This is a genomic window from Burkholderia sp. Bp8963 (assembly GCF_003854275.1).
GTDB lineage: Bacteria > Pseudomonadota > Gammaproteobacteria > Burkholderiales > Burkholderiaceae > Burkholderia.
In genome coordinates this window covers 77,182-91,751 of the sequence record NZ_QTQP01000027.1, presented here as the reverse complement: position 1 = coordinate 91,751, position 14,570 = coordinate 77,182, and the positions used below count along the sequence as shown (strand labels likewise).

Annotated in this window: 15 protein-coding genes; 9 read left to right on the top strand and 6 right to left on the bottom strand. The window is 68.9% G+C overall.

Annotated features, from left to right (window positions below):
- Positions 1-40: 40 nt before the first annotated feature.
- The gene (locus DID96_RS22415) at positions 41-997 is read right to left on the bottom strand and encodes a LysR family transcriptional regulator (RefSeq protein WP_124601453.1); all 957 of its coding nucleotides are present in this window, start codon (positions 995-997) and stop codon (positions 41-43) included.
- Between the two features lie 175 nt (positions 998-1,172).
- Here DID96_RS22415 and DID96_RS22405 point away from each other — a divergent pair, with 175 nt between their 5' ends.
- Complete coding sequence (locus DID96_RS22405) at positions 1,173-2,195, top strand: histone deacetylase family protein (protein ID WP_124601451.1); 1,023 nt, start codon at positions 1,173-1,175, stop codon at positions 2,193-2,195.
- 870 nt (positions 2,196-3,065) lie between these two features.
- Positions 3,066-3,203: a hypothetical protein gene (locus DID96_RS38395; RefSeq protein ID WP_185732329.1), complete on the top strand. Its 138-nt coding sequence runs from the start codon at positions 3,066-3,068 to the stop codon at positions 3,201-3,203.
- Positions 3,204-3,291: 88 nt separating this feature from the next.
- On the opposite strand, the gene DID96_RS22400 is transcribed toward DID96_RS38395, so the two are convergent.
- On the bottom strand, positions 3,292-4,191 hold the full coding sequence (locus DID96_RS22400; RefSeq protein WP_124601450.1) for a LysR family transcriptional regulator: 900 nt from the start codon (positions 4,189-4,191) through the stop codon (positions 3,292-3,294).
- A 155-nt stretch (positions 4,192-4,346) separates the two neighbouring features.
- Between DID96_RS22400 and DID96_RS22395 the strand changes: the two genes are divergently transcribed.
- Complete coding sequence (locus DID96_RS22395) at positions 4,347-5,267, top strand: pyridoxal-phosphate dependent enzyme (RefSeq protein WP_124601449.1); 921 nt, start codon at positions 4,347-4,349, stop codon at positions 5,265-5,267.
- A gap of 43 nt (positions 5,268-5,310) precedes the next feature.
- Here DID96_RS22395 and DID96_RS22390 read toward each other — a convergent pair whose 3' ends face one another.
- Together DID96_RS22390 and DID96_RS22385 are read right to left on the bottom strand one after the other, a co-directional pair.
- Positions 5,311-6,660 (bottom strand): DUF2242 domain-containing protein, encoded by a 1,350-nt coding sequence (locus tag DID96_RS22390; RefSeq protein WP_124601448.1) that lies wholly within the window; start codon positions 6,658-6,660, stop codon positions 5,311-5,313.
- Positions 6,661-6,821: 161 nt separating this feature from the next.
- Positions 6,822-7,715 carry a LysR family transcriptional regulator gene (locus tag DID96_RS22385; RefSeq protein WP_124601447.1) on the bottom strand — a complete coding sequence of 298 codons (894 nt, stop codon included), beginning with the start codon at positions 7,713-7,715 and terminating at the stop codon, positions 6,822-6,824.
- A gap of 107 nt (positions 7,716-7,822) precedes the next feature.
- On the opposite strand from DID96_RS22385, the gene DID96_RS22380 reads away from it, so the two are divergent.
- Together DID96_RS22380 and DID96_RS22375 are read left to right on the top strand one after the other, a co-directional pair.
- A complete protein-coding gene (locus DID96_RS22380) occupies positions 7,823-8,578 on the top strand; it encodes a TerC family protein (protein WP_124601446.1) in 756 nt (251 codons plus the stop codon).
- Between the two features lie 99 nt (positions 8,579-8,677).
- Entirely contained in the window at positions 8,678-9,613 is a 936-nt protein-coding gene (locus DID96_RS22375) for a 3-hydroxyacyl-CoA dehydrogenase NAD-binding domain-containing protein (RefSeq protein WP_124601445.1), read from the top strand.
- A 40-nt stretch (positions 9,614-9,653) separates the two neighbouring features.
- Here DID96_RS22375 and DID96_RS22370 read toward each other — a convergent pair whose 3' ends face one another.
- Both DID96_RS22370 and DID96_RS22365 read right to left on the bottom strand, forming a co-directional pair.
- Positions 9,654-9,923, bottom strand: coding sequence for a DUF4148 domain-containing protein (locus tag DID96_RS22370; RefSeq protein WP_124601444.1), 270 nt, complete (start codon positions 9,921-9,923; stop codon positions 9,654-9,656).
- Positions 9,924-10,142: 219 nt separating this feature from the next.
- Positions 10,143-10,991 (bottom strand): LysR substrate-binding domain-containing protein, encoded by an 849-nt coding sequence (locus tag DID96_RS22365; RefSeq protein WP_124601443.1) that lies wholly within the window; start codon positions 10,989-10,991, stop codon positions 10,143-10,145.
- Positions 10,992-11,246: 255 nt separating this feature from the next.
- Here DID96_RS22365 and madL point away from each other — a divergent pair, with 255 nt between their 5' ends.
- From madL to mdcC, 4 genes are all read left to right on the top strand, one after another.
- Positions 11,247-11,642: a malonate transporter subunit MadL gene (gene madL, locus DID96_RS22360; RefSeq protein ID WP_124601442.1), complete on the top strand. Its 396-nt coding sequence runs from the start codon at positions 11,247-11,249 to the stop codon at positions 11,640-11,642.
- A gap of 12 nt (positions 11,643-11,654) precedes the next feature.
- The gene (gene madM / locus DID96_RS22355) at positions 11,655-12,422 is read left to right on the top strand and encodes a malonate transporter subunit MadM (RefSeq protein ID WP_124601441.1); all 768 of its coding nucleotides are present in this window, start codon (positions 11,655-11,657) and stop codon (positions 12,420-12,422) included.
- Between the two features lie 104 nt (positions 12,423-12,526).
- Positions 12,527-14,173: a malonate decarboxylase subunit alpha gene (gene mdcA / locus DID96_RS22350; RefSeq protein ID WP_124601440.1), complete on the top strand. Its 1,647-nt coding sequence runs from the start codon at positions 12,527-12,529 to the stop codon at positions 14,171-14,173.
- An 11-nt stretch (positions 14,174-14,184) separates the two neighbouring features.
- Entirely contained in the window at positions 14,185-14,502 is a 318-nt protein-coding gene (gene mdcC / locus DID96_RS22345) for a malonate decarboxylase acyl carrier protein (protein ID WP_124601439.1), read from the top strand.
- Positions 14,503-14,570 lie beyond the last annotated feature (68 nt).

Sequence of the window (14,570 nt, the reverse complement as noted above, 5' to 3'; positions counted from 1 at the left end):
TCCCGTCGCGCGCCGCGCCCGCGACGCGAGCGCAACCGCATTACTTCCCCAGCCGCTCCGCGAGCGCGTAGCGCTGCATGCACCGCTCCATCGCATCGAGAAACGCCTGCTCGGCCGCGTTCATCTTGCGGTCGCGATGCCACAGCAGGAACACGTCGACGTCGACGAGCCCGTCGTCCGGCGGCAGGCGCCACAGCCGCTGCTGCGCGATGTCGTCGCGCACGATGTGCTCCGGCAGGCAGCCGATGCCGTAGCCGGCGAAGATCAGCCGCCGCACCTCGTCGAGGCTCGGCGACGACGCAACGATGCGTCCGGTAAATCCCTTCTGATCGCGGAACACGGTCAGCGGCGACAGGCTGTCGCCGATCTGGTCGCTCGTGAACGACACGAAGTTCTCCGCAAGCAGGTCTTCCATCCGCAACTGCGTCTGCCCGAACAGCCGGTGATGGCGGCCGCAATAGATCGCATAGCGCTGACGCAGGAAGCAGCGCATCTCGAGCTTGTCGTGACGCGTGCGGCACAGGCCGAGGCCCGCGGTCGCGGTCTTCTGCAGCAGCGACGACTGAATGTCCGACGAACGCATCACCTCGATCTGCAGGTCGATGCGCGGATACGCGCGATGGAACTCGGCGAGGAATTCGTCGTAGACGGGCGATTCGATGCGGCTCACGGACAACAGGCGGATCGAGCCCGTGAGGTCGGCCGTGCGGTCGTCGAGCTCGGTCTCGAGGCGCGAGATGCCCCCGTAGATATCGCTGGCGATCCGGTAGACCGCTTCGCCCGCTGGCGTCGGCGCGAAATGCGGGCCGCGGCGCTCGATCAGCCGGCGCTCGAGCGCGTCCTCGAGCCGCCGCAGCGCCTGGCTGACCGCCGGCTGCGTCACGTGCAGGCGCGCCGCCGCGCGGCTCACGCTGCGCTCCTGCATGATCACGAGGTAGGTGCGCAGCAGGTTCCAGTCGAGACGGTCGTTCAGGAAGGGGGCGAGGTCGGCGCGCATCTTGTCTCCGGGCGGAACGTCGGTCTGTGCATTAGCTGAATTTATACGGAGAATAATAACTTGAAATTTGACTAATGATTGGCGCTCGCCGATAAAGGAGGGGTGTCGCACCGTGCGGCGCGGTCCGTCGGCACCGCACACAGCGCATGACAGAACAACCGACCGAGGACCCCGGATGAAAACCTATTTCCACCCCGAACAGTTGCTGCACCATCCGCGCACCTACCTGTCGCGCGGCCGGATGCGTGCGCCGCAGGAGGTGCCCGAGCGCGCGGCGCGTCTTGTCGCGGCGGTCCGCGCGCTCGAGTTCGACGTGTGCGAACCGGCCGATCGTGGCACGGCGCCGATCGCGGCCGTGCACGACATGAACTACCTGCGCTTTCTCGAGGACGCGCATCGCGACTGGAAGCGGATGCCCGATGATTGGGGCGACGAAGTGATGTCGAACATCTACGTGCGCGATCCGAACCCGCTGCGCGGCGTGCTCGCGAAGGCGGCGCGCTATCTGGCCGACGGCAGTTGCCCGGTCGGCGCGAACACGTGGCGGGCCGCGTACTGGTCGGCGCAGGACGCGCTGGCGGCTGCGGCGGACGTGAACGACGGCGCGCGCGCCGCATACGCGCTGTGCCGCCCGCCTGGTCACCACGCACGGCGCGACGCGGCGGGCGGCTTCTGTTACCTGAACAATGCGGCGATCGCCGCTCAGGCGCTGCGCGGCCGGCATCGGCGGGTTGCGATCCTCGATACCGACATGCATCACGGGCAGGGCGTTCAGGAGATCTTCTACGGCCGTGACGACGTGCTGTACGTGTCGATCCACGGCGACCCGACCAACTTCTATCCGGTCGTCGCGGGCTATGAGGAAGAGACGGGCACGGGCGCGGGTGACGGCTTCAACCTGAACCTGCCGATGCCGCACGGCGCGCCGGAAGCGGCGTTCTTCGAACGGCTCGACGACGCGCTGCGCGCGCTCGCGCGGTTCCAGCCCGATGCGCTCGTGCTTGCGCTCGGCTTCGACATCTACAAGGAGGATCCGCAATCGCAGGTCGCGGTCACGACCGACGGGTTCCGACGGCTCGGCGACGCGATCGGTGCGCTCGGGCTGCCGACGGTGATCGTGCAGGAAGGCGGGTATCACCTCGACAGTCTCGTCGCGAATGCGCGCGCGTTCTTTGGCGGCTTCGGCGGTGAGAGGTGAGTGGTTCGCCGTAAGGACGCAGACGAAAAAAGCCTCGGTCACGAGGGGGTCGTAACCGAGGCGCAAAATGCACCCGCTCTTTGGCACGAGGGTTGGATGCGCGCGAAGTATATTTCGACTTGTCACGATTTCAAACGACGTTAAACGGCAGTTTTTGGCGTCTATTCCACTCGACTGGTGCTGGATGGCCAGTTGTCATGAATGGCGAACGGCGTCGGCCGGGACGCGGCCGACCGCGTCGAGATCGCTTACGTTTCGTTCATGCAACGTTTCGGAAAGCTTACGGCATCCGCGGTCCGCGCCGTCATGGTGCGCGGCCAATGTCAGGTTTGTCAGGAACGCCCGCCGGGATTGGGGGAGCGTGCGCGGTCCGCTGCCATCCGCCGCGGTTGGGTGCTGCCGCGGGGCGTTCCGTCACGACGCGAGCGGTCATTTGTTTCATGCAGGAAACGGAATGGCCGGCGCCGATCAGTGGCACCGGGCGGGCGGGGCGGATGATGCGCTTCGATGCTGAGTTCCGGCCCTATGGCACGGAATCTGCTCACGATCAACGTGTATGAAAAAGGTTCGAGCGGCGCATGCCATGGCATGTGCCGGTTCGGCGTGTCCGAACAGCGGACGGTTGCGACTGCGGTCGTCCTTGCAATCCGCACAGGCCTCACAGGCCCGGAACGGCGCAATCGGGCGGCATCGAATCGTGGTACGGCACAACCGCGTCAGCGCAGCGCGGCAGCGAGCAACAGACATTGACACGCATGCCGGCGCAGGTCCGGGCGCCGGCACGATCGAACAGAACGGATACCAGCATTCGGGGCAATTTCGGCGGTGACGCAATGTCGGGGGCGTCGCCTCGCCGTCGGGAGAACGAGAATGAGGGAATTCGTGGTTGCGCTGTTGTGGCTGGCCCCGATGTCGGTGCTGCTCTACGTGTCGGGGGTGGATGTCCGGCACGTCGTGCAGGAGATCCCCGAAATGCTGCGGCACCTGATGATGATGTTCGTCAGTTGACGGCGGCGCTTGTCGGTGTGCGATCGCGCGGGCGGACCGGGCAGTCCTGGTGACTCCGCGGACGCGCGGCCCCGCGCGTCCGGCCGCGTCACGCGTGGCCCGCGGCGCGCAGCGCGGCGAGGAACTGCCGTACCACTGGCGAGACCGTGGCGCCGTCGAACACGAACTCGACGTCGAAGCGGTCGGCCAGCGCGTCGAGCGCGACGAGCCGCACCGTGTCCGGACACGCCGGCGACGCGCTTTCCGGCACGAACGCGCAGCCCATGCCGGCCGCGACCAGCCCGATCAGCGTCGGGATGTCGCTGCCGACCTGTGCGATGCGCGGCGTGAAGCCCGCGCGCCTGCATTGATCGATCAGGAACCGGTGATGTGCGGCGGACCGCTGCGGATCGAACCAGACGAACGGTTCGTCCGCGAGCGCTGTTAGCTCGCTCGGTACGTAGAAGCGGCTGCCCGGCGTCGCGGGCATCGCGAGCACGAAGCGATCGCGCAGCAGCCGCACGCCCGACAGATGCGGCGCCTCGTCGTGGCGCCATGCCATGATCCCGCCGTCGAGCTGGCCGCGCGCGATGGCCGCCGCCTGCTCGGCCGACAGCATCGGTGCGATCGTCAGCTTCACGTGCGGACACGCATCCCGGAACGCCTTGAGTACGTTCGATACGACCGGTAACGGCAGGTAGTTCGGCAGCACGCCGAGACGCAGCTCGCCGAGTTCGCCGGCCGCGCTGCGCAACGCGCGCTCGCGGCTGTCGTGCAGGTCCGCGAGCATACGCTGCGCATCCTGCAGGAAGCTCGCACCGGCCGCCGTGAGCGCGACGCCGGTCGCGCGGCGGACCAGCAGCGGGGTGCCGATCGCGTCCTCGAGCTCGCGGATCTGGCGGGACAGCGCGGGCTGGACGATCCCGACCGCTCGCGCGCCCGCCATTACGCTGCCGGCCTCGGCGACCGCCACGAAGTACCGCAGATGACGCAATTCGACCTGTCGCATGCGCGGCCATTCCTGTCGGGTTGATATACCCACAAAGCATAGCAAACGGCATCCAATGGTATTGGAAGGCATGGTAGGCGCGGCGTACGATGAACGCTTCCATTGCCGGCCCGCGCGAGCCGCGGCCGGTCGTCCTGTCCTTCATGCGTCGTCCCATGCCACTCCACATCCAGACTCCGTATATCCGTTCGCAGACGCTTTCCCGCCGGCTCGGCAAGGATGTCCTGCTCAAGATCGAGGCGATGCAGCCGTCCGGTTCGTTCAAGCTGCGCGGCATCGGCGCGGTTTGCGACGCGCGGCGCGCAGCCGGCGCGCGACGCTTCGTGTCGTCGTCGGGCGGCAATGCGGGCATCGCGGTCGCGTGGTGTGGGCGCGAACTGGGCGTGCCGGTGACCGTCGTCGTGCCGGAGAGCACGTCCGCGCGTGCACGGGACCTGATCCTTGGCGAGGGTGCGGAACTGGTCGTGCGCGGCGCGTCGTGGGCCGAAGCGAACGCCTACGCGCAATCGATCGTCGGTCCGCACGACGCGTTCGTACACCCGTTCGACGATCCGGTGCTGTGGCACGGGCACGCGACGATGATCGACGAGATGGCGGCGGCCAGACCGAAGCCCGGCGCGATCGTGCTCGCGGTTGGCGGTGGCGGTCTGCTGTGCGGCGTGCTGGAAGGCCTGGCGCGCAACGGCTGGGCCGACGTGCCCGTCATCGCGGTCGAGACCGTGGGGGCCGACAGCTACGCGCGGTCGGTCGCGCAGGGGCGGCCGGTCGAGCTGCCGGAGATCACGAGTGTCGCCACGTCGCTCGGCGCGAAGCGCCCGTGTGATGCGGCCGTCGAGTGGGTGACGCGGCACGCGATCTACAACGTCGTCGTGTCCGACGCAGCGGCGGTGGCGGCGTCGCTACGGTTTCTCGATGAGCACCGGATCGTCGTCGAGCCCGCGTGCGGCGCCGCGCTGGCCGCGCTCGACGAACCGGTGCCGGCACTGGCCGCCGTGTCGAGCATGGCGGTGATCGTCTGCGGCGGCGTGACGGCCACGGTCGGGAATCTGCAGTCGTGGCACGAGCGGCTGCGTTGAAGGCGGGTGTTTCGCTCGTGGCAGGGCGTCGGTCGGATGAAGCTTAGTATGCGGCGCTTGCGCCGGCCGGAATCGGTGCGGCGGCCTGGATGAGGTCGCCGGACGCGGGGGCTGGCGCGATGTCGGCTGGCGCGATCGATACCGGTGCGGCCGCGGTTCCGGTGGCGGGTGCAGGCGCGCCGGCCGATGCGGGCGTGGTGGCAGGGGCAGTAGCGGCAGTAGCGGCAGCAGGAGCGGCCGCGGGCCCCGAAACGGGCCCCGAAACGGGCCCCGAAACGGGCCCCGAAACGGGGGCGGATGCGGGCGCGGCGGCCGAGGCCGGCGCCGGAGCGGGAGCAGCCGCCGGCGCAGGAGCGGACGCAGGCGCTGCCGCCGGGGGCGCCGGTGCATGAACGGAACCCGGCGCGGTCGTTGGCGCTGCTGCGGGCGCTGCGATCGGCGTGGACGCCGGGGTGGCAGCCGGCGAGGTGGCCGGTGAGGTGGCCGGGGTTGGGGCCGAGTTCGCGGCCGGATTAGCGGCCGGATTGGCGGCTGGCTTCGCACCCGACGCCGGCGCGGACCCCACGGCAGCCGGTGCCGACGCCGAGACCGGAATCGCGGCGGCGCCCGAGGCCGGCGCCGGTACGGCAGCGGCCCGTGCCGACGGCACGGCGACGGCAGATGCCGCGGCCGCCGGCGCGACCGTCGTACCCGACCCCGGCGCGGTGACGGGGTTCGGCACGGGCGGTGCGGGCGGCGTCGGCACGATCGGCGTCGTCATCTTCATCGGTTCGCCCTGCGGCGTCGGCGCGGGCTCGGGCAGCGGCGTGACGGGCTCCTTCTCCGCGGCCTTCACGGTCGCGCGGTCGCGGTGGGTCGGATCGATCTTGAGAAAGTGGTCGACGAGGTTGAAGAAGCGTTCGTAGAACACGCCGGCCGGAATCGTCTCGCTCGCGGTCTTGACGAGCGCGTCGTCGCTGGAGCCGATCGGCAGCGACAGCGAGCCGAACACGCTGAGACCGACGCTCGCCGACGTGTTCGACTTCTTCAGCGTGTAGCGATCCTGCACCGCGTTCACGTATGCGATGCTCGACGTGCCGTCCGCGTTCGCGTCCGCGCACACGACGTGGAATTCGATCACCACGTGCATGTCGTTGTTCGGCTGGAAATTCTTGCTGCCGTCGACCGCATCGGAACGGGACGACGTCGCGACGTAGCCCTGGCTCAGCAGCGCGCGGCGCGCGGCCTCGCAGGTCGCGTCGGATTTCGCGTGGAACGAGTGGGCGTACGGGCTGCTCGTCGCGTCGAACTGTTCCTGCTGGTAGATCGGCTTGGGCGGCGACGAGCACGCCGCCAGCACGGTCGCGGCCGCGAGCGCGCACGAAACGGAAAACAGGCGAAATCGGTTGTGCATGGCGTCTTTCAATAGGCTCGGCTGGATGCCGCGCCTGGACTGCGCGCGTTGCGCGAAGGTCGGATCGATGCCGCCGCGCATGGGCGCGGCCGGCGGGTGGGCGCGAGGCAATCTCGCAAGGCCGGGGCGTTATTATAGTTTCGTTTGATGGCGCGTTCTTTTCAGCCGGCCGACGAATCGCGCGCGACCGCAAGCAATTGCGCGGTCAGCGGATGACGTTCGCCGCGCCGCGAGCGGATCGCGTGGATCTCCTCGGTCACGTCGCCGGCGCGCCCGAGCCGCCGCAGGCCCCGCAGCAGCGACGCGTCGTTCGCGCCCAGCTCGCTCAGCGGAAACACGCCGAGGCCGCGCGCCGCGAACACGGCCATCAGCGCACTGTCCTCGAATTCTCCGGCAATGCGGGGCACGATGCGCGCCGATTCCAGCCAACGGTCGAGGCGCGCGCGCAGCGCGGAATGCGCGGTCGGCAGCAACAGCGGCAGCTCGGCGAGACACTGCGGAAAGTGCTGCCGCGCGGCTTGCGTGACGAGCGCCGCCGGCCCGTACCAGTCGACGGGCGACGCGACGAGCCGCTCGCTCGTCACGCGCAGGTTCGCGTTGGGCGGCGCGCCCTGGCCCGCCAGCACGAGATCGAGATGATGCAGCGCGAGCTCGGCGAGCAGCGCATCGTGCTCGCCTTCGTGACATAGCAGCCTGAGCGCGGGCGTGTCGAGCACTGGCGCGAGGATTGCATGGGCGGCCAGCTTCGAGATGCCGTCCGACAGGCCGACCGCGAGCCGCACCGTCGGCTGGCTCGCGGCGGCGCGCACCTCGTCGGGAATCAGCCGTCCGATCTCGAAGATCTCCTCTGCGCGCGCGTACGCAGCCTGGCCCGCGTCGGTCATCGCGACACCGCGGCCGGCCGGCTTCAGCAATTGGTGCCCGAGTGCTTTTTCGAGCTCGCGCACCTGCGCGCTGATGGTCTGCACGGCCATGTCGAGCCGCTCGGCCGCGCGCGCGAAGCCGCCTTCCTTCACGACGACCCAGAAGTAGAACAGATGTCGGAAATTCAGCATTGGCGCGTCACTTCGGAAAAACCGAACCAAAAATCAGATTGTCACTGATTTTTTCGAAGCACAGGTGAGGCGATCATCGGGCTTTCCACCTCTGTTCACAAAAATTCATGGACTACCTGCTGACGCTCGCTGCCGATCCCGCCGTGTGGGCGGCGCTCCTGACGCTCGTCGTGATGGAAGTCGTGCTCGGCATCGACAACCTGATCTTCATCTCGATCCTCAGCAACAAGCTGCCGGAAGCGCAGCGCGCGCGCACGCAGCGGCTCGGCATCGGCCTCGCGCTCGTGATGCGGCTCGCGCTGCTTGGCACCGTCGCGTGGATCGCGCGCCTGACCGAGCCCGTGTTCTCGCTGTTCGACCATGCGTTCTCGTGGCGCGACATGATCCTGCTGTCGGGCGGCCTGTTCCTCGTGTGGAAGGCGACCACCGAAATGCATCATCACGTGTTGCGCGACGGCAGCGACGCCGGCGCGTCGAACGGCGCAGGCGGCCTGACGATGTGGGCGGCGGTCGGCCAGATCCTGATGCTCGACATCGTGTTCTCGATCGACAGCATCGTGACCGCGATCGGCATGACCGAGCACATTCCGATCATGTTCGTCGCGGTGATCGCCGCCGTGACCGTGATGCTGTTCGCCGCGCAGCCGCTCGCGCGCTTCATCGACCGCAACCCGACCGTCGTGATGCTCGCGCTGTCGTTCCTCGTCGTGATCGGCATGACGCTGATCGCCGAAGGCTTCGGGACGCACGTGCCGAAGGGCTATATCTACGCGGCGATGGCGTTCTCGGCGTTCGTCGAGGGCATGAACATGCTGGCGCGGCGCGCGAAGGTGAAGCGTGCGGCCGATGTGTCGGGCCGCTGAGCGCAGGCCGCTGAACGTCGGCGGCGCGCCGCCGCCGCCGCGTGATTCGATGCGACAATCGCCGCGACATTCACGAGAAGAAACGGAGATGAAGCGGACATGAGCACGGACATAAGCACGCACATCCGACGTATCGCGATCGTCGGCGCCGGCGTGATCGGCGCGAGCTGGGCGGCCTTCTACCTGTCGAATGGATTCGACGTCGTCGCGACCGACCCCGCGCCGCAGGCCGACGCGCGATTGCGCGACGCGCTCGCTGCGTTCCTCGGCGACGAAGCCGCGGCGCTGACGCAGCGTCTCACATTCGACGCCGATCTCGCGCGTGCGCTCGACGGCGTCGATTTCGTGCAGGAGAACGGCCCCGAGCGGCTCGACCTGAAGCGCGAACTGTACCGGCAGATGGACGACGTGCTGCCCGCGCACGTGCTGATCGCATCGAGCTCGTCGGGCCTCAAGATGTCCGATATCCAGACCGCGTGCGCAAAACATCCGGAACGCTGCCTGATCGCCCATCCGTTCAATCCGCCGCACCTGATTCCGCTTGTCGAGCTGGTCGGCGGCGCGGCGACCGGCAAGGACGCGATCGCGCGCGCGAAGGCGTTCTACGACGGGCTCGGCAAGGAGACCATCGTCCTCAACAAGGAGATGGCGGGCCACGTCGCGAACCGGCTCGCGGCGGCGCTGTTTCGTGAGGTGTATCACCTCGTCGGCGAGGGCGTCGTGAGCGTCGCCGATGCGGACAAGGCAGTCGCGTGGGGCCCCGGTTTGCGCTGGGCGCTGATGGGGCAGTGCCTGACCTATCACCTCGGCGGCGGCGCGGGCGGGATCGCGCACTTTCTCGAGCATCTGTCGGGCCCGATGGCGAGCTGGTGGAACGATCTCGGCACGCCGTCGTTCGATCCGGACGTCGACCGCAAGCTGATCGACGAACTCCGCGCGATCCAGGGCGAGCATTCGATGCACGACCTCGCCGCCGAGCGCAACCGGCTGCTCGTCGCACTGATCGACGCGCGGCGGCGCAGCTTCCTGCCCTGACCGGGCGCGGGCACGCCGGGCTGGCCTTTGCCCGGCGTGTCTACTGTTGCGGCGACGGCTGCTGCGTCTGCGCGGCCCACGCAGGTTGCACCGCGTGCAGCAGCTCGCGGTTGCGCGCGCGGGTCGCGTCGCTCGGCGGATAGTCGCTGTCGGTCGTCGGCAGGTCGCCGTCGAGATAAGCCTGGTTCAGTTCCGCGACGACTTCCGCGCGCGTCTTGCCCTGCACGGGCGGTGCAGAGTCGGTCTGTGCAAAGGCGGGGGACAGCATCGCGGCTGTGGCGGCCGCGACGACGAGTCGCATGACGTTCATGGTGCGCTCCGATGAATGGGACGGGGTCGGACATGCGCGGCAGCGTGCCGCGTGTTCCGTGGGTCCCATTGTCGCGAGCGGGTGCTGCGCGGACGCTGACGCGTTTCGGGCAGCGCCGCCAGCATGCAGGCGCGACGCGTGATGTTGTTGCGATCCCACCCGGCGAATCCCACCCGGCGAATCCCACCCGGCAAGCGCGATGCGACCCCGCGGGCGCGTTTACAAATCCGCCGCCGCCGCAATCAGTGTCGCCTCCAGCGCGAGCGTCGAGCGCGACGCGGCGGCCGGGCGGTCGATCACGTATTCGAGCTCGCCGAGCTCGGGCAGCCCCGCATCGAGCCGCGCGAGCCCGGCCGGGATCACATAGCCCGCGAACGCGCTGACCCCGAGCCCCGCGCTGGCCGCCGCGCGCAGCACAGCAACGCTGCTGCTGACCACCGCGATCCGGTACGGCCGGCCGATCGCGTCGAGCGTTTCGAGCACCCGGCGCCGCGACACGCTCGGCTCCGGATGCATCGCGAGCGGCAGCACGGCCTCGTGGCCGGTGATCCGCGAATCGGGGCCCGTGCACCAGTAAAGCGGCTCGCTGCGGATCACGCGCCCGCGCCGGCTGCCGGCGATCCGCTTCGCGAACACGAGGTCATGCCGGCCTTCGTCGAGCGCGTCGAACAGGTCGCCGGACAGCCCGGTCGCGATCGCGAGCTCGACCTCCGGGTTGCGCTGCACGAAGCTCGCGAGCGCGGCCGTCAGGTGGGCCGACGCGAAATCCTCCGACATCGCGAGCCGCACCTTGCCCGACAGCGGCGGGCCGCATACCGACGTGACGGCCTCGTCCATCAGCTCGAGGATGCGCACCGCGTAGCGGAACAGCGCGTCGCCGTGCTGCGACAGGCGCACGTTGCGGGTGTCGCGCTCGAACAGCGGGCGGTCGAGCAGCTCCTCGAGGCGGCGGATGTGCTGGCTGACGGTGGACTGCGACAGGTTCACGCGCTCGGACGCGGCGGTGAAACTGCCGGACTGGGCGACGGCGACGAAGCTGCGCAGCAGCTCGGGCGGTAACGGACGCATTGCTAAACCCACTGAATCGGTTTCGACAACTTCATAAATGACCGGATTTTGCGGCGCTAGTATCGGCTCACGCCCCGGTGCGGCGCGCGCGACTCGAAGCCCGCGCCGCACCGCGCCGGCAGCTGCTTCGGGCAGTCTACGGCATCCGGGCGCGGACCCGAAACCGCATCATCCCATCGACCGCCCGAGAATGCGCTCGCACGACGAGCCGCCGGGGCCGCGGCGCACCGCCGCGGTAGACACAGGAGACGACTCGTGATCATCTACGGAACCGCCTTGCTCGCGTTCTGCCATCTCGCCGGACTGTTTCTCGGCGACCTGCTCGGCACCGCGATCGGTGTGAAGACCAACGTCGGCGGCGTCGGCATCGCGATGCTGCTGCTGATCGGCCTGCGCCTGTGGCTGCACGGCCGCGGCTGGCTGCCGAAGGAAACCGAAGCAGGCGTCGGCTTCTGGGGCGCGATGTATATCCCGGTGGTCGTCGCGATGGCCGCGAACCAGAACGTGCTCGCCGCGCTGAAGGGCGGGCCCGTCGCGCTGCTCGCCGCGATCGGCGCGGCCGTGATCTGCGCGGGCTGCATCGCGGTGCTCGCACGCACCGGCCGCGACGACACGGCGTTCGCCGGCGTGCCGCAATTCGAAGAACAGTGACCGGAGGCCGCGATGCTGCAGATGCTCGAAAAAACCGTCGCCCATAACGGCCTTGTCGCGTCGTTCGCGCTCGTCGGCCTGATCATGTGGATCGCGTCGATCGTGTCGCACAAGCTGACGTTCGGCCGCGTGCACGGCTCGGCGATCGCGATCGTGATCGGCCTTGCGCTCGCGTATGTCGGCGGCGCGTTCACCGGCGGCGAGAAAGGGATCGCCGATGTGCCGCTGTTCGCCGGCGTCGGCCTGATGGGCGGCGCGATGCTGCGCGATTTCGCGATCGTCGCGACCGCATTCGAAGTGCAGCCGACCGAGGCGAGGAAGGCCGGGCTCGTCGGCGTGCTGTCGCTGTTGCTCGGCACCGTGCTGCCGTTCATCGTCGGCGCGTGCGTCGCGCGCGCGTTCGGCTATACCGACGCGGTCAGCATGACGACGATCGGCGCGGGCGCCGTCACCTACATCGTCGGGCCCGTCACGGGTGCTGCGATCGGCGCGAGTTCGGACGTGATCGCGCTCAGCATCGCGACGGGGCTCGTGAAGGCGATCATCGTGATGGTCGGCACGCCACTCGCCGCGAACTTCATGGGGCTCAGGACGCCGCGCGCCGCGATGATCTTCGGCGGCCTCGCGGGCACCGTGAGCGGCGTGAGCGCGGGCCTCGCCGCGACCGACCGGCGGCTCGTGCCGTACGGTGCGCTCGTCGCGACGTTCCATACGGGCGTCGGCTGCCTGCTCGGGCCGTCCGTGCTGTTCTTCACGACGCGCGCGCTGGTCGGCGCATGAACGGCATCCATCGCGGCGACCTCTGAGTCGCATCGGACATCATCATCAATCAGCGGCGGCGCCCGGCTTAGAATGCCGCTGAACCATCGAAGCGGGAGAACTCTATGACGGGATGGAATCACGCGCGACTCGCGCGCGATGCACGCCTCGCAGCCGGCGCGCACTACGCGCAAGGCAAGCGGGTCGATGCGCGCGACGCCGTGGCATTGCTGGAAGCAGTGCTGCGGCCCGGCGACCGGGTTTGCCTCGAGGGCGACAACCAGAAGCAGGCCGACCTGCTCGCGACCGCGCTCGCCGATGTCGACAGCGCGAAGGTGCACGACCTGCACATGGTGCAGTCGGGCGTCGTGCTGCCCGAGCATCTCGACGTGTTCGAGCGCGGCATCGCGAAACGTCTCGATTTCGCGTATTCGGGCCCGCAGTCGCAGCGGATCGCGAAGCTGCTGTTCGGCGGCAAGATCGCACTCGGCGCGGTGCACACGTATCTCGAACTGTTCGCACGCTACTTCATCGACCTCACGCCGCAGGTTGCGCTGATCGCCGCGGTCAGCGCCGATGCCGACGGCAACCTGTACACGGGCCCGAACACCGAGGACACGCCGACCGTCGTCGAGGCCACCGCCTTCAAGGACGGCATCGTGATCGCGCAGGTCGACCGCATCGTCGACAAGGTGCCGCGCGTCGACATCCCCGGCGACCGCGTGCATTTCATCGTCGAGGCCGGCCGGCCGTTCTACGTCGAGCCGCTGTTCACGCGCGACCCGGCCGCGATCACCGAGACCCAGATCCTGACCGCGATGCTCGCGATCAAGGGCATCTACCAGCCGTACGGGATCAAGCGGCTGAACCACGGGATCGGCTTCAACACCGCGGCGATCGAGCTGCTGCTGCCGACCTATGGAGCGAAGCTCGGCATGAAGGGCAAGGTCTGCACGCACTGGGCGCTGAATCCGCATCCGACGTTGATTCCCGCGATCGAATCGGGCTGGGTCGAGCAGATCCACTGCTTCGGTTCCGAAGTCGGGATGGACGACTACATCCGCGCGCGCTCCGACGTGTGGTTCACGGGCCCCGACGGCTCGCTGCGCTCGAACCGCGCGTTCTGCCAGACGGCCGGCCTCTACGCGTGCGACATGTTCATCGGCTCGACGCTGCAGATCGACCTGTCCGGCCACTCGTCGACGGTCACGGCCGAGCGCATCGCGGGCTTCGGCGGCGCGCCGAACATGGGCAGCGACGCGCGCGGCCGGCGCCACCCGAGCGAACCGTGGCTGAAAGCCGGCGAGGAGGCCGATCCCGAAACGCCGGCGGCGCTCAGGCGCGGCCGCAAGCTCGTCGTGCAGATTGGCGAGACGTTCGGCGACAAGAACGTGCCGATGTTCGTCGAGAAGCTCGACGCGCTGAAGCTCGCCGACAAGCTGCAGCTCGACCTCGCGCCGATCATGGTGTACGGCGACGACGTCACGCACATCGTCACCGAGGAAGGGATCGCGAACCTGCTGATGTGCCGCGACAAGGACGAGCGCGAGCACGCGATCCGCGGCGTCGCCGGCTACACGGAAGTCGGCCGCGGCCGCGACCGGAAGATGGTCGAGCGGCTGCGCGAGCGCGGCGTGATCCGGCGCCCGGAAGATCTCGGCATCGATCCGCTCGACGCGGACCGCCGCTGGCTCGCCGCGCGCTCGATCAAGGATCTCGTGCACTGGTCGGGCGGGCTGTATGCGCCGCCGGCGCGGTTCCGCAACTGGTAAGGAACAGGGCAATGGAACAGTTGAACTATCGCTTCACCGCGCGTGCGCGCGCGAAGGGCGAACTGGCCACGGCGCTCGTCGGCGTGGTCGCGTCCGGCAATCTCGAGGTGCTCGTCGAACGGGTGCTGCCCGGCAACGAATGCGAGATCGACATCCGCACGGCGGCGGTCGGCTTCGGCGAGGTCTGGCAGGCGGTGTTGACCGATTTCGTCGAGCGGCGCGCGCCGGGCGGCCTGAAGCTGTCCGTCAACGACGGTGGCGCGCGGCCCGACATGGTGTCGCTGCGGCTCGCGCAGGCCGTGCGCGCGATCGAAGGAGACGCAGCATGAACGACCGTCACGCTCACGATCATGCGCTGCCCCCCGACGGGGCGGCCCGGCGGAACGCGCCGAACGAC

Bases quoted from the DNA above. Each gene is read 5' to 3' on its own strand.
- DID96_RS22365 (WP_124601443.1), bottom strand. From the start codon at position 10,991: ATGCGTCCGTTACCGCCCGAGCTGCTGCGCAGCTTCGTCGCCGTCGCC.
- DID96_RS22380 (WP_124601446.1), top strand. From the start codon at position 7,823: ATGGACTACCTGCTGACGCTCGCTGCCGATCCCGCCGTGTGGGCGGCG.
- madM (WP_124601441.1), top strand. From the start codon at position 11,655: ATGCTGCAGATGCTCGAAAAAACCGTCGCCCATAACGGCCTTGTCGCG.
- DID96_RS22370 (WP_124601444.1), bottom strand. From the start codon at position 9,923: ATGAACGTCATGCGACTCGTCGTCGCGGCCGCCACAGCCGCGATGCTG.
- DID96_RS22405 (WP_124601451.1), top strand. From the start codon at position 1,173: ATGAAAACCTATTTCCACCCCGAACAGTTGCTGCACCATCCGCGCACC.
- DID96_RS22375 (WP_124601445.1), top strand. From the start codon at position 8,678: ATGAGCACGGACATAAGCACGCACATCCGACGTATCGCGATCGTCGGC.
- DID96_RS22415 (WP_124601453.1), bottom strand. From the start codon at position 997: ATGCGCGCCGACCTCGCCCCCTTCCTGAACGACCGTCTCGACTGGAAC.
- DID96_RS22400 (WP_124601450.1), bottom strand. From the start codon at position 4,191: ATGCGACAGGTCGAATTGCGTCATCTGCGGTACTTCGTGGCGGTCGCC.
- DID96_RS38395 (WP_185732329.1), top strand. From the start codon at position 3,066: ATGAGGGAATTCGTGGTTGCGCTGTTGTGGCTGGCCCCGATGTCGGTG.
- mdcC (WP_124601439.1), top strand. From the start codon at position 14,185: ATGGAACAGTTGAACTATCGCTTCACCGCGCGTGCGCGCGCGAAGGGC.
- DID96_RS22390 (WP_124601448.1), bottom strand. From the start codon at position 6,660: ATGCACAACCGATTTCGCCTGTTTTCCGTTTCGTGCGCGCTCGCGGCC.
- mdcA (WP_124601440.1), top strand. From the start codon at position 12,527: ATGACGGGATGGAATCACGCGCGACTCGCGCGCGATGCACGCCTCGCA.
- DID96_RS22395 (WP_124601449.1), top strand. From the start codon at position 4,347: ATGCCACTCCACATCCAGACTCCGTATATCCGTTCGCAGACGCTTTCC.
- DID96_RS22385 (WP_124601447.1), bottom strand. From the start codon at position 7,715: ATGCTGAATTTCCGACATCTGTTCTACTTCTGGGTCGTCGTGAAGGAA.